Source organism: Microbacterium sp. gxy059 (assembly GCF_050958665.1).
GTDB lineage: Bacteria > Actinomycetota > Actinomycetes > Actinomycetales > Microbacteriaceae > Microbacterium.
In genome coordinates this window covers 1-12,990 of the sequence record NZ_JAMXWT010000027.1, presented here as the reverse complement: position 1 = coordinate 12,990, position 12,990 = coordinate 1, and the positions used below count along the sequence as shown (strand labels likewise).

The following is a 12,990-nucleotide window of genomic DNA, read 5'->3' as shown; positions in this document are numbered from 1 at the left end:
ATGCCGGATCCGCGTCGATCCGGACAGGTCAGGAGCGTAGAGGACTTTTGTCGCGCTGTCTACAAAAGCTGACTGAGAGAAAAACAGATCCTGCTTGACCTCCGATGGAAATGCTCATAGCCTCGGCGTCGCCGGCAACGCCGCAGCGATGCCGCTGCCGCTCGCCCGGCCGACGCCGCCGGACCGACGGCGCGTTCGACACGACAGGGCGCGAGGACGCGCCGTGCACAGGAGGAGAGCCCCTATGAAGACTTCCCGTACCGCCGCCGGCTGGCGCGCCGGCGCCGCAGCGCTCGGAGCGGCGATGCTGATCGCCGCCGGCGTCGGCACCGCCGCCGCTGCCGCTGCCGAGGAGGGGATCGACATCAGCGTCGACATCGACGAGCTGGACACGGGCGCCCTGAGCATGACGGTCGACCCGTCGGCGACGGTGCAGCTCGTCGAGGAGGGGTCGACGGGAGCGGAGCGGCAGTTCGTCGGCTCGCTGCCCGACGTCACCGTCACCGACACCCGCGATCCGGCCAGCGTCCCCGCCGACGCCTACTGGTACGTCATCGGGTCGATCGCCGATTTCGCCGGCGACGCCGATCAGGCCGACATCATCGCCGCCGACAGCTTCGGATGGTCGCCGCGCCTCGTCTCCGGCGAGGGCTCCGACGTCGCCCCCGGCGACGACGTGGAGCCGGGCGAGGGCTTCGAGGACTTCGAGCTCTTCGCGAGCACCTTCAGCTCCGCGGACGCCGGCCCCGGCAGCTGGGTCGCCAGCGCCGACCTGACCCTGCGCACCTCGGCGACCGTCGAGCCCGGAACCTACACGTCGACGCTCACCCTCTCGCTGTTCGAGGACTGACCAGGTCCGCCGGAAGGAGCGTGCCACCGTGTTCCGCCTGTGGATCGCCCTCGTCGCCGCGGCGGGCCTCACGCTGCTCGGCGCCTCGTCGGGCGCCGTCGCGGCGGCGCCCGACGAGGCCATCACCTGGTCCGTCGTCCCCGCCGACGATCAGGGCCCGGACGGCCGAAGCGCCGTGGAGGCCGAGCTCAGCCCGGGCGAGAGCGCCACGGAGCATCTCGCGGTGCGCAACCTCGGCGAGGCCGAGGCGACGTTCCGGCTCGGCGCGGCCGACGGCTACTACACGGAGAAGGGGCGCTTCACCACGCTGCCCGCGGGGCGGGAATCCGAGGGCGCTGGCACCTGGGTGCGCCTCCCCGCGGAGGTGCGGGTCGAGCCCGGCGAGACCGCGGTGGTCCCGGTCGAGATCGTCGTGCCCGATCAGGTCGCACCAGGCGATCACGCGGCGGGGGTCTTCGCGTCCGTGGAGTCGGCCGGACAGACGGGCTCCTCCGCCATCGGCGTCGAAAGCAGGGTGGGCTTCCGCCTGCTCGTGCGCGTCGACGGCGAGCTCGCGCCCGCCCTGACGATCGACGAGGCGGGGGCCGATTACGCGGCGCAGGGGAATCCGTTCCGCCCCGGGGCCCTGTCCGCCGAGTACACGGTGACGAACACGGGGAACGTCGCGCTCGCGCTGACCGACGAGATCGGCGGGAAGGCCGGGGCTCGCGGCGACCTCCTGCCAGGGGAGACGCGCACCGTGCGCACCGACCCGGCACCCGCCTGGCCGCTGTTCGTCGCCGGCGACGCCCTGGTCGTGCACGGCGTCGCGCCCGGAGACGACGCGCTCTCGACATCCGCGGAGGTGCGCGTGTCGACGTGGGCTCTCCCCTGGCCGCAGCTGCTCCTGCTCGGCGGCGTCGGCCTCGTCCTCGCCGCGGTCCTCGGCGGTCGGAGGCGCAGCGCGACGCGCCTCCAGAAGGCCGTCGAGGCGGCGCGCGAGGAGGGGCGCAGGGAGGGCGCGGCCGCCGCCCCCTCACCCGCTTCCTGAGCGCTCCCGATGAACGGCTCATGAATAACGGGAAAGTAACGAAATCCCCTTGTGCGCCGTTACCTCACCGTTATAGAGTGCTCAGCACGGTGATCGTTTTGCTGTGGCGCTCACCGTCATGTGATTGCAGGACACTCTTGGTGCAAGGGACATAGAGGCCCGGTCGTGACCCGACCGGGCCTCTTCTCGTGCCGCTACATGCCTCCGACGCTCGCGCCGCCTCCGCCGCCGCCCGACGAACCGCTTCCCGAGGATCCGCCCGAGCTCGACGAGGCGCCGCTCGTCGTCGTGTCGGCGACCGTCTGCTGCACGGCGCTCGAGAACGCGGCCGCCGTGAACCCGATGGTCGTCCCGTCGTACCAGGCGGGCCCCGCCTCGGGCGCGTAGCGCGCGATCTGCTCGGCCCACTCCTTCGCCTGCCCGAAGAGCGCCGCGTACGGCAGCAGACGCTCGTAGAGGTGCAGCACCTGCGCGGGGTCGTCCGAGGCGATCGCGATGCGCTGCGCCGTCTCGGGAGACTGCAGCAGGCGGATCCGGTCGGCCTCCGCCCACCGGATGAACTCGCGCAGCCCGAGCAGATCGTCGCGCGTCTGCGCGCCCGCCGCGTTGAGGGGAGACCGGGCGAGCACGAGGATCGAGACGAACAGCAGCACGAGCCCCGCGATCCCGATCGGCAGGGCGGCGCCCTCGAACAGCTGCAGCGGGCCGGCCGCCACGACCGACAGCACGAAGGCCGCGAGCCCCGTCACGGCCGCCGCGACGATCGGCCAGGCGCGGGTGCCGGGGACGACCGGGCGGTGGAACCGCTTCCCCACGTCGCCGGCCGCCTCCTTCGCGAGCTCCGCGCCGACCGCGGCGAGCGCCTTGTCGTGCGTGCCGAGCGGGAAGCGGGTGCCCGCGGGCGCCCCGCCGGGGAACATCGCCGCGAGCAGGCGGGAGCCCGTCTCGTCGGCGCGCGACGGGTCGACGAGCTCCACCTCTGTGGTGGTCTTCGCCTTCTTCCCCTCGCCCTCCTCGGTCGCGACGATCCGCAACGCGCCGTTCACGGCGAGCCGCAGGATCTCCCCGACGAGGGCCGGATCGGTTCCCTTCTTCGCGAGCACGCCCGCGGTGTGCAGGCTCACGCCCGGCGGCGGATCGAACTGCGCGACGACGGACGGGCGCCCCGGCTCGTCGGCGAGCCCCCGCCGGCGCGCGGCGAGCGCCCACGCGAGCGCGCCGACCGAGCCCAGCCCGGCGACGATCGTGGCCCAGCCGACCGGAGACGACAGCAGCGAGCGGTCGTAGGACGCGAAGGATCCGGGCGAGAAGCCGACGGCGATCGTCCACCCCTCGCCCGGCTCGAGGCCGCCGGGCACGCTTGCGTCGATGCGGGCGCCGCCTGAGCCCACCGCGATGTCGCACGGCTCCGACTCGCCGAGCGCGCCGGAGTAGCAGGCGACGCGGTCGGGCAGGAGCGCGTCGGCGAGGTCCCCCTCGAGGGTCACGGTCGCACTCGCCTCGCGCACGGGCTGGGCGCGACGGTCGTTCAGGACGTCCCAGTAGAACTCGTCGACGTCCGCGTCGTCGACGTCGACGACGTTCTCCATCGTGTAGTGCACGACGTAGGTCTGCGCGCCGTGCAGGTACGGCCCGTCGGGGTCGCCGAGCGCGAGGTGCACGTTGCCGTCGTCGCGGTCCTCGTCGAAGGGGCGCGGGGATCCCGTCTCGTCGGTCACCGACACGACGTCGACGAACAGCGGCTGCCCCTCGTATCGCTCGGGCAGCGCCATCACCATGCCGCGGTTCTGGTCGTGCTCGGGGAACTCCGCCACGTAGGTCTCGACGACGTCGACCCGCGCGATCCCGTCGTCGCCGCGCGAGAGCGCGTAGTCGACGTGGTGGCTGTCGAAGGCGAAGTCGTCGACATCGGCGGAGGCGGGCGCGGCGAGCGCGAGCACGCCGGCGGCGCCGATCGCGACGCCCGCGAGGAGGCGGATCCCTGGGGTGCGCATGCCCTCACCCTACGGACGCCGCTCGCCCCCTGCCTCCCCCGCGCGACGGAACCGCATAGCATTGCATGCATGCCCGATCGCCGACTCGCCGTGGACGCCTGGGAGAGCCTGTTCCGCGCCCAGCACGCGGTGTTCGAGGCGATCCGCGTCGACTTCTCGGAGACGACCCTCGGGCAGGGCGAGTACGACGTGCTCCTCACGGCCGTGCGGGCCCCCGGCCGCACGGCGCGGCTGCGCGACATCACCGCGAACATGCTCATCAGCCAGCCCAGCGTGTCGCGCCTCGTCGACCGGATGGTCGCCCGCGGCCTCGTGACGAAGTGCTCGGACCCCGACGACGGACGCGGGGCCCTCGTCACCGCGACGGACGAGGGCGAGCGCGCCTTCCGGCAGGTGGCGCTGCGGCACGGCGCCTCCATCGCGAAGCGGATGTCGGCGCTCGACGACGACGAGCTGCGCACCCTCATCTCCCTCACGCAGCGTCTCCGCGACGCCGACTGAGGGGCGCCGTCCGCGCGCGATCCCGAGCGCACCCCTGTTCTCCTCCGCGGGCCTCTCCGCCGCGCACGCGACGCCGACTGACGGGCGCGGCGCTCGCGCGCGAACCTGGGAGCACCCTATGCTCTCCCCCACGGGCCGATCCGGTCCGATTCGGACGTGATATCGCGTGATCCGCGCGCGTGAACGGGAGACCATCATGCTCGACACCATCCAGGCCGCCCTCGACGCCGCGAGCGGCTTCATCTGGGGTCCGTGGCTGCTCATCCCCCTGCTCCTCGGCACGGGCCTGTACCTGACGATCCGCCTCGGCGGCCTGCAGTTCATCCGCCTCGGAGCCGCGCTGCGCCTCGGCCTGTTCCGTCGGAAGGACGCCGGATCCGACGGCGACATCTCGCAGTTCCAGGCCCTCACCACCGCCCTCGCGGCGACGGTCGGCACGGGCAACATCGTCGGCGTCGCCACCGCGATCGCGATCGGCGGCCCCGGCGCGCTCTTCTGGATGTGGATCACGGGCCTCCTCGGCATGGCGTCGAAGTACTCCGAGGCGTTCCTCGGCGTGCGCTTCCGCACCCGCGACAAGGCCGGCGAGCAGAACGGCGGACCGCAGCAGTACCTCGAGCGGGGGATCCGCAACGGGTTCGGCAAGACGCTCGCGTTCCTGTTCAGCGTCTTCGCCGTGATCGCCTGCTTCGGCATCGGCAACATGACGCAGGGGAACTCGGTGTCGGCGAACCTCGAGAGCAGCTTCTCGGTGCCCACCTGGGTCACGGGCGTCGTGCTCACCGTCATCGCGCTCGTCGTGCTCGTCGGCGGCATCAAGTCGATCGGCCGCGTGACGGCGGGCTTCGTGCCGATCATGATCGTGTTCTACGTGCTGAGCGCCCTCTACATCCTCATCGTCAACATCGGCGACGTGCCCGCGGCCCTCGCCCTCATCTTCCGCGACGCCTTCACCGGCAGCGCCGCCGCGGGAGGGTTCGCCGGATCCGTGCTCATCATCGCGATCCAGATGGGCGTCGCCCGCGGCATCTTCTCGAACGAGTCGGGCATGGGATCCGCCGCCATCGCCGCGGCTGCGGCCCGGACGAGCCACCCGGTGCGGCAGGGGCTCGTCTCGATGACCCAGACGTTCATCGACACGATCATCGTCGTGTCGATGACGGGCCTCGTGATCATCACGACGGGCGCCTACGCGATGACGGACGAGAACGGCGAGCAGATCGACGCGGCGCTGATGACCGGCGAGGCGTTCTCGCACGGACTGCCGGGCGAGTGGGGCCACTGGGTCGTCACGATCGGCCTCGTGATGTTCGCGTTCTCGACCGTGCTCGGCTGGTCGTACTACGGCGAGCGCTCGATCGAGAAGCTGCTCGGGCGCCGCGCCGTGATGCCGTTCCGCGTCGTGTTCTCGCTCGTCGTCTACGTCGGCTGCACGACGGAGCTCAGCGTCGTGTGGGCGTTCTCCGACGTGATGAACGGGCTCATGGCGCTGCCGAACCTCATCGGCCTGCTCATCCTGTCCGGCCTCGTGGCCCGCGAGACGCGCGCCTATCTGAAGCACGACCCGAAGCTCGTCGCGACGCAGGACGAGATCGAGGAGTTCATGCAGGGCGAGCCCGGCTGGGAGGAGTGGCGGCGCTCCGAGAAGGCCGGCCCGCAGCTCTGACCCGCCCGTCCGCGCGCTCCGCGTCCGTCAGTCGACGAGGCGCGGGGCGCGCGGCGGCGTCTCCGACGGGGTTCCCGCCGCGAACACGGCGAGCACCGCGTCGGATGCGCCGAGCCGCAGCCCGCGGCGCAGCGCGGCGTGCGCGCGGGGCGCGTCGACGACCTGCGAGGCGGGAGACGTCGCCCAGCCCGCGCGGTGCGCGGCGAGCCAGGCGCGCAGCAGTCCGCGACCGGCCTCGATCGCCTGCGCGGGGCGGGGCCCGCGCAGCCACGTGCGGCCGGTGCCCGTCAGGTCGGCGACGAGCGCGAACAGCCCGGGGCTCCGGCCGGGCATCGCGGGAGCGAGACGGGATCCGGCGGCGATCGCCGCGGCGAGGAGGCGCGCTCCGGGCTCGGTGCACGAGGCGGCGCCCGCGGTGCGCGCGGCGGGATGAGGGATCCGCATCGCCTCGGCTGTGAGCCCGTCGAGGCGGAAGCGCGGGTCGCGCTCCGTGAACCGCAGCCACGCGACGGCCTCGCGCGCGACGGGGAGCCGCCCGGCCGACCCGGCGTCGCCCCGGGCGATGAGGCGCGCGGCGGGACGAGGCGGAACCCAGGCGAGGCGCAGGGATCCGTCGCCGAGCGCGGCGCGCATCCCGGCGTCGCCGGTCGTGGCGAGCGGGCCCCGGAACACGGCGCGCTCGCGCACGTCGCGGCTCGTGAAGTGCGAGGACGCCTCTCCCGCGGCGAACCGCACGCGGGCCAGCGGTCCGTCGGGCGCGACGGCGGGGCGCTCCTCGAAGGCCGCGAGCGCGGCGTCGTCGGCCACGACGGTCGTGGCGAGCCCGTGCTCGGCCGCGGCGATCGCGGCCGCCTCGATCCAGCATCCGAGGCCGAGCAGGGCGTCTCGGCCCGTCGGGTCGCCGACGACGAGCAGCCGCTCCTGGTCGAGGCCGAGGTCCGCCCCGTCTGGCGTGCGGCGCACCCGCCACGGCTGAGCGTTGTGCGCGCTCGGGGCGCGGCCCGCCGTGCGCACGATCTCGTCGATCGGCATCTCACCCATCGATCGGCCTCCGGCAGAACGCGTACCCGTGCAGGGGCCGCCCGCCGTAGCGGGAGAACTGGCGCGCCGACGCGGGGTTGTCGCGCCCCACGTACGTGACGCGCAGCGTGCGGTATCCGCCGGCGCGCAGCTGGTGCTGCAGCTCCCGGCTGAGGAGGGTGAGGATCCCCCGCCCCTGCCGGTCGGGCCGCGTGCCCTGGATGATGAGCACCGCGTCGCGGATCCGGCGGCGCGCGGCGAGGAGGCGGAGGAGGGAGACGGGATCCATCCGCCCGCCCGTGCGCTGGACGTGCTCCGCGATGTCGGGCACGACGAGCGCGAAGGCGACCATGTCGCCCTCCTCGTCGCGCGCGGCGAGCAGCAGCCGCTCGTCGAGAAGCCAGGCCAGTCCGTCGGTCGCGGCCGCCATCTCGTCCGGCTCGATCTCGGTGTAATAGGGCAGCGCGGCGAAGGCGGCGTTGAGCACCTCCCTGAGCTGCGGCACGAGGCGGGGCATGTCGCGGCGGGTCGCGTGCTCGATCACGACGCCCGCGGCGCGCAGCTCGTCGGGGGTCGGCGGGGCGGGATCCCCGTTTCCCGGGACGTCGACGATCCAGGTGTCCGACTCGTTCCAGCGGCGGAAGCCCGCCTCCTCGTAGACGCGCGGCACCCAGGCGGGGTTCCAGGCGGAGTCGAGGAAGCCGCGCTCGTCGAAGCCGCTCGTGATGACGCCTCCCGCCTGGTTGGGCAGGAGCGACACGGGTCCGATGAGCTCGGTCGCGCCGAGGGCGCGGGCGCGACGGTCGAGGTCGTCGACGAGCGAGGCGAGCACGCGGCGCCCCGTCTCCTCGTCGGCCCCGAGGTCGGCGGCTCCGAAGAGCAGGGCCCTGCCCTCGATGCCGAGCTTCGCGTCGAGGCGGCGGTCGGTGTGCGCGGTCGCGCGGCCGACCGCGCGGCCCGAGGCGTCACGCACCACGAGCAGCGTGACGGGCTCGGGATGCGGGCTCTTCCCTGCGGCCCACGCGCGGATGGTCGGACGCAGCAGCGGGACCGCCCGGTCGCGCTCCGCGGAGCGGAGGGGCTGGCGGATGAACGCGCGCAGGTCGGTGCGCGAGCGCACCTCGCGCACCGCGAGCGCGTCGTCGTCTCGGGGCTCGGGCCGGTAGATGCGGATGAACCCGGCCGTCGCCCACCGGGAGGATCCCGTGAGCCACGTCATGAGCTCCCGATGCTCGGCGCCGCGCGCCATCGCGAGCATCGCGTCGTCGTCGCCGAAGAAGGCGATCGTGCCGAGCGTGAACGGGGCCGCCCCGTACACCCGGTGGCCGCGGAAGCCGCGCATCCGCGCCATGCGGCCCACCATCCGCGTCCAGCGCCGCGTGAAGGCGAGCCAGGAGAACGGCGAGCGGTAGCGGGTCTCGCCGAAGAACAGGGCGCTGGCCTCGAGCGGCCCCGGCCGGTCGTCCGCCGACCGGCGGTCGGCGGCGCGGGCCTTCCGCGCGGGGCGCTCCGCGACGCCCGGCGGCCGACGCACGGGCGGGGGCTCGATGCCGCGCTCGCGCTCGGACCGGGTCGGCGAGAAGCGCTCGATCGCGACGAGGTCGGCCGGGCCGCCCGTGTAGGTGCCGTTGGCGTAGCCGCGCGGATCGGCCGCCCACACCTGCGCGCCGTCGATCCGCCCCGCGTACGCGCGCGCGTCGTCCGCGGAGTCGAACATCGTCATGCGCAGCCGACGGGATCCGTCGTCGATCCGGAACGCGCGCCCCGGGCGCTCCCCGCGACGAGCACGCGGGGCCGAGCGGGGCGAGAGCACGAGCGCCTCGCACCGCCCGCGCGGCGGGCAGTGCGAGAAGTCGTCGGTGCGCACGTCAGTCGCCGCTTGCGAGGTAGACGTTCTTGATCTTCTTCTGGCCGCTGGCGAACGGGCCCGTCTCGAAGTCGTGCACCTCGATGCGGATGTCGCGGGTCGTCGGATCCTCCTCGAGCGACTGCGCGAAGTCGCGCGAGACGCCGGCGAGGTGCCGCACGACGCCGTCGGACGCGGCCCGCGCCAGCTCGTCGCGCTCGTCCGGCGTCAGCGCGGATCCCTCCCGCAGCTGCACGTGGATGACGGGGCGCTGCTCGTGGCCGCCGATGTCGACGAGGCTCAGCCGGAACCCCTCGATGGCCTGCGCGTGCGGGTTGTCGGCGTAGAGGCCGTTCTCGACGTCGAGCGGATAGATGTTGGCGCCCATGTACGAGATCGTCGAGTCGCTGCGCCCGTAGAGGAGGAGGAAGGGCAGGCCGAGCCGCTGCGTCGCGTGGGCGCGGTCGAACTCGGCGACGAGTCGCGGATAGCGCGCGACGAGGCGGCGCATCTCGGGGAAGGAGAGGAGCTTCGCCTCGTCGTGGATGTTGTAGCGCAGCTTGGGCGCCATGATCGACGTCGTGTTGAGCGTCGCGACGAGCTCGCCGTCGTCCGTCGTCTCGAGGTAGGTGTCGAGCGGGTTGTACTGGAACACCATCGGGGTGCGCGGCTCGTCCTCCCCCAGCACGTCGGCGCGCAGCGACGGGTGCTCGACGAGGGTGCGGCGCAGCCACACCGACAGGTCGCTCTCGCCGCCCATCCCGATCGTGAGGTCTGAGGCCCCGTACCCGGAGTACACGCGCCCGAACCGCTCCTGCAGGTAGTCGCGCAGCCCCTCGGTCATGGCCTCGCCGCCGACGAACCCGTTGATGTTCCAGCGATCCCAGTTCCACCCCTCCGCGTCGAGGCGATCGCGGAGGTGCTTCATGAAGGGCGGGTACGCGGAGACGATGTACGTGTAGCGGGGCCCGAAGTGCCGCAGGGTGTCGACGATCTTGTCGATGTCGGGGCCGGTGTTCTTCACCATCGCGACCCGCGACATCGCGATGCCCGTGTTCGTGCCCGTCGCCCACGCGCCCATCGAGAACGCGTTGATGCAGAAGAGCCGCTTCGTCCCGAAAAGCGCCGTGACGTAGCCCGCGACGTTGCGGTGCACGGCGCTGAGCTCGCGCTTCGAGCGCATCCAGTTGAACGGGGTGCCGCTGGATCCGCTCGACTCGTCGACGACCGTGCCGGCGATCTCGATGCGTCCGCCCCAGCAGCGGTCGGCCTCCGCGTAGCGGGTGACGTAGCGCTTCTTGTCGGTCTCGGCGTAGCGCGACAGGTCCCACCAGCGGAAGCGGAACCCCTCGCGCAGCTGGAAGTGGCGATAGGCGGGCACGTCGAGGAACCCGTGCTGGCACATCATCCACGCGTGCAGCTTCGCGAACCGGTCGAGCGCGGGCCGGTACGCGCGCGACGCGAACCGCCAGACCGCGGGATGCACGCGGTACAGCGAGTAGACGGACGTGAGCGCGGCCGAGACGGCCCGCAGCGTCGCCTGCCGCAGCAGGCTCGGTCGTCCCGCGTCGCCAGGAATCGGAACGGTCATGGGTCCTCCCCGAGGCGGTGAATCACCTGGGAGGGAGCCTAGCCCTTCCAGAACTTGCACACCGCGCACGAAATCTTCGCACCGCTTTCGCTACGCTTGTCGAATTGCCTGTCCCGAAACGGGCGACATCGCACATGCAACAACCTGGGGAGGAAACGCATGTCTCCACACGCGCGCGCATTCTCGCGCCCCGTGGCATTCTCCGCCGCGGCTGCTCTCGTCGCCGGCGGCTCGCTGGCGGCCCTCACTGCCGCGCCCGCCGCTGCCGCCGCCGCCGCCGGCGAGTGCACGGCGCCGGGCGAGATGCCGAGCATCGGCAACAGCATCACCTTCGGCGACGCGAACGTCGCCGTCTACGTGGGCGGAGACTACGTCGCGACCGGCGGATCCGCCGAGTCGGAGGGCGTCCTCGTCGTGCGCGGCGACGCGCGGTTCGAGAAGACCGGCGGCGGCAGCTTCAACGTCGGCATCGTCGGGGTCGGCTCGGGCATCGTCGCCCCGGAGGGCACCGACACCCTGCACGTCGGCGGCAGCCTCACGGTCGGATCGGGCACCACCCTCCTCGTCGAGCAGTCGATCGGCGGCGTCGCCGCCGGCAGCGGCGTCAAGGTCGGAGGATCGGCCACGGGCCGCATCGAGGCCAGCCCTCTGCAGGAGCAGCTGGGCGCCGACGAGGCGCTCGCGCCGTTCGCGGGATTCGGATCCGTGATCGCCGCCGAGTCGCAGCGTCTGGCGGCCGCTGAGGCGACCGGCGCGGTGAGCGGCGGCACCTGGGACTTCACCCTCACGGGTGACGGCGGCGACGGCCTGCAGGTGTTCGAGGTCACCGCGGACCAGCTCTCCGCCGCACGCGGCCTGGTCCTCGAGGGGATCTCGCCGACGACGCCCGTCGTGATCAACGTCACGGGCGGGCCGGTCACGACCGACATCAGCAGCGTCATGATCGGCGGCGAGCGCGTCGACGACTTCGCCTCGCCGAACTACGGCAACGCGGCGTCGCAGCTCATGTGGAACTTCGTCGACGCCGATGACGTGAAGATCACCGGCACCTCGCAGTTCATGGGGTCGATCCTCGCCCCGAACGCGGGCCTCGACATCACGGCGAGCACCAACGGACGCGTCTACGCCGGCGGCGACCTGACGACGCGCGGCTCGGGCAACGAGCAGCACAACTACCCGTGGATCGGCTCGACCGCGTTCGACTGCACCGTCGAGCCCATCGACGACGGCGACGAGAACGGCGAGGAGGGGTCCGAGGAGGGCACCGAGAACGCCGACGACGCCGGCGAGAGCACCGACGAGGGCGAGAACGCCGAGTCGGGTGACGAGGGCGCCGACGACGCGGGCGAGTCGACCGACGACAGCGCCGAGAACGCGGACGACGCCACGGAGAACGGCGACGACGCGACCGAGACGGGCGAGAACGCGGACGACGCGGGCGAGAGCACCGATGCCGGCGAGGACGTCACCGAGGCCGACGAGAGCACCGAGAGCTCGGAGGACGCGGACGACGCCACCGAGGACGACGCCGAGGGCGCCGAGTCGGGTGACGACGCCACCGAGACGGACGAGAACGCGGACGACGCCGGCGAGAGCGCCGAGTCGGGTGACGACGCCACCGAGGCCACCGAGTCGACCGACGACGCGGGCGAGACGGGAGACGACAGCGCCGAGTCCGCCGACGACGGGGCCGAGAACGCCGAGGGCTCGGAGAACGCGGACGACGCGACCGAGACCGGCGAGGACACCACGGAGGCGGACGAGAGCACCGAGGCCGACGAGTCGACCGAGGCGGGCGATGACACGGCGGACAATGGCGCCGACGCGACGGACGCGGGCGAGTCGGCCGAGGCCGGCGAAGGCTCGGAGGACGCCGCCGAGAGCGACGAGTCGACCGAGAGCTCGGAGACCGGCGAGAACGCCGACGACGCGACCGAGAGCACCGAGACGGGCGAGAGCGCCGAGGCCGACGAGTCGGCTGAGGCGGGCGACGACCCCGGCGCGACGGAGTCTGCCGAGGGCGCTGAGGGCGCCGATCAGGCCGCGGATGCGGCGGACGACGCGGGTTCGGGCGCGGATGACGCGAACGCCGACGGTTCAAACAGCGGCGGCCTCATCGCGACGGGCGGCGACATCGCCGGCCTCGCGCTCGGCGGCGCGGCCGTGCTGCTGATCGGCGGCGGGGTCCTCCTCGCCGTGCGACGCCGCACCGTCTGATCCGACGACGCACACGGGCGGGGAGCAGCATCGCTGCCCCCCGCCCTTCGTCGTCCCCGCTGAGCCGTCGTTCCTCCCGCAGGGGGATCATCAGCCGAACAGCAAGCGCTCCGGGAAGATCCGCCCGCTGTCGTCCACGCGGATCGGAAGCGCCGTCCGATCCGCTCGCAGCTCCTCGAACGCATCCCCGCTGACATCCTCCCCGTCCATGCCGTCGAACGGCGGGTCCTCCCCCCGTCGAGCAGGTTGAGCACCTGCGCCTGGACGGACACGTC

The 12,990-nt window shown here is 73.0% G+C and carries 10 protein-coding genes; 5 read left to right on the top strand and 5 right to left on the bottom strand.

The genetic code is table 11. The features are described from left to right. The first annotated feature begins 244 nt into the window (after nucleotides 1-244). Together NHL53_RS13140 and NHL53_RS13135 are read left to right on the top strand one after the other, a co-directional pair. On the top strand, nucleotides 245-850 hold the full coding sequence (locus tag NHL53_RS13140; protein ID WP_433777327.1) for a hypothetical protein: 606 nt from the start codon (nucleotides 245-247) through the stop codon (nucleotides 848-850). 28 nt (nucleotides 851-878) lie between these two features. Beyond that, nucleotides 879-1,880, top strand: coding sequence for a COG1470 family protein (locus NHL53_RS13135; protein ID WP_433777326.1), 1,002 nt, complete (start codon nucleotides 879-881; stop codon nucleotides 1,878-1,880). Nucleotides 1,881-2,074: 194 nt separating this feature from the next. Here NHL53_RS13135 and NHL53_RS13130 read toward each other — a convergent pair whose 3' ends face one another. Then, nucleotides 2,075-3,874, bottom strand: coding sequence for a DUF2207 family protein (locus NHL53_RS13130; RefSeq protein ID WP_433777325.1), 1,800 nt, complete (start codon nucleotides 3,872-3,874; stop codon nucleotides 2,075-2,077). Between the two features lie 69 nt (nucleotides 3,875-3,943). On the opposite strand from NHL53_RS13130, the gene NHL53_RS13125 reads away from it, so the two are divergent. Together NHL53_RS13125 and NHL53_RS13120 are read left to right on the top strand one after the other, a co-directional pair. Continuing rightward, nucleotides 3,944-4,375, top strand: coding sequence for a MarR family winged helix-turn-helix transcriptional regulator (locus NHL53_RS13125; protein WP_433777323.1), 432 nt, complete (start codon nucleotides 3,944-3,946; stop codon nucleotides 4,373-4,375). A 196-nt stretch (nucleotides 4,376-4,571) separates the two neighbouring features. Further along, the gene (locus tag NHL53_RS13120; RefSeq protein WP_433777322.1) at nucleotides 4,572-6,041 is read left to right on the top strand and encodes an alanine/glycine:cation symporter family protein; all 1,470 of its coding nucleotides are present in this window, start codon (nucleotides 4,572-4,574) and stop codon (nucleotides 6,039-6,041) included. A gap of 27 nt (nucleotides 6,042-6,068) precedes the next feature. On the opposite strand, the gene NHL53_RS13115 is transcribed toward NHL53_RS13120, so the two are convergent. The 3 genes from NHL53_RS13115 to NHL53_RS13105 are packed head-to-tail and all read right to left on the bottom strand — an operon-like array spanning nucleotide 6,069 to nucleotide 10,498. Then, on the bottom strand, nucleotides 6,069-7,073 hold the full coding sequence (locus NHL53_RS13115) for a hypothetical protein (RefSeq protein ID WP_433777321.1): 1,005 nt from the start codon (nucleotides 7,071-7,073) through the stop codon (nucleotides 6,069-6,071). Nucleotide 7,074: 1 nt separating this feature from the next. After that, nucleotides 7,075-8,928, bottom strand: a complete 1,854-nt coding sequence (locus NHL53_RS13110; protein WP_433777320.1) for a hypothetical protein — start codon at nucleotides 8,926-8,928, stop codon at nucleotides 7,075-7,077. A gap of 1 nt (nucleotide 8,929) precedes the next feature. Next, nucleotides 8,930-10,498, bottom strand: coding sequence for a phenylacetate--CoA ligase family protein (locus NHL53_RS13105; RefSeq protein WP_433777319.1), 1,569 nt, complete (start codon nucleotides 10,496-10,498; stop codon nucleotides 8,930-8,932). 192 nt (nucleotides 10,499-10,690) lie between these two features. Between NHL53_RS13105 and NHL53_RS13100 the strand changes: the two genes are divergently transcribed. Beyond that, entirely contained in the window at nucleotides 10,691-12,715 is a 2,025-nt protein-coding gene (locus NHL53_RS13100; RefSeq protein ID WP_433777318.1) for a choice-of-anchor A family protein, read from the top strand. A 90-nt stretch (nucleotides 12,716-12,805) separates the two neighbouring features. Here the strand turns inward: NHL53_RS13100 and NHL53_RS13095 are convergent. Then, the coding region (locus tag NHL53_RS13095) for a hypothetical protein (protein ID WP_433777317.1) at nucleotides 12,806-12,990 on the bottom strand (185 nt) is incomplete at its 5' end.

Coding starts and splice junctions, on each gene's coding strand:
- NHL53_RS13140 (WP_433777327.1), top strand. CDS start 245: ATGAAGACTTCCCGTACCGCCGCCGGCTGGCGCGCCGGCGCCGCAGCG.
- NHL53_RS13130 (WP_433777325.1), bottom strand. CDS start 3,874: ATGCGCACCCCAGGGATCCGCCTCCTCGCGGGCGTCGCGATCGGCGCC.
- NHL53_RS13125 (WP_433777323.1), top strand. CDS start 3,944: ATGCCCGATCGCCGACTCGCCGTGGACGCCTGGGAGAGCCTGTTCCGC.
- NHL53_RS13120 (WP_433777322.1), top strand. CDS start 4,572: ATGCTCGACACCATCCAGGCCGCCCTCGACGCCGCGAGCGGCTTCATC.
- NHL53_RS13115 (WP_433777321.1), bottom strand. CDS start 7,073: ATGCCGATCGACGAGATCGTGCGCACGGCGGGCCGCGCCCCGAGCGCG.
- NHL53_RS13105 (WP_433777319.1), bottom strand. CDS start 10,498: ATGACCGTTCCGATTCCTGGCGACGCGGGACGACCGAGCCTGCTGCGG.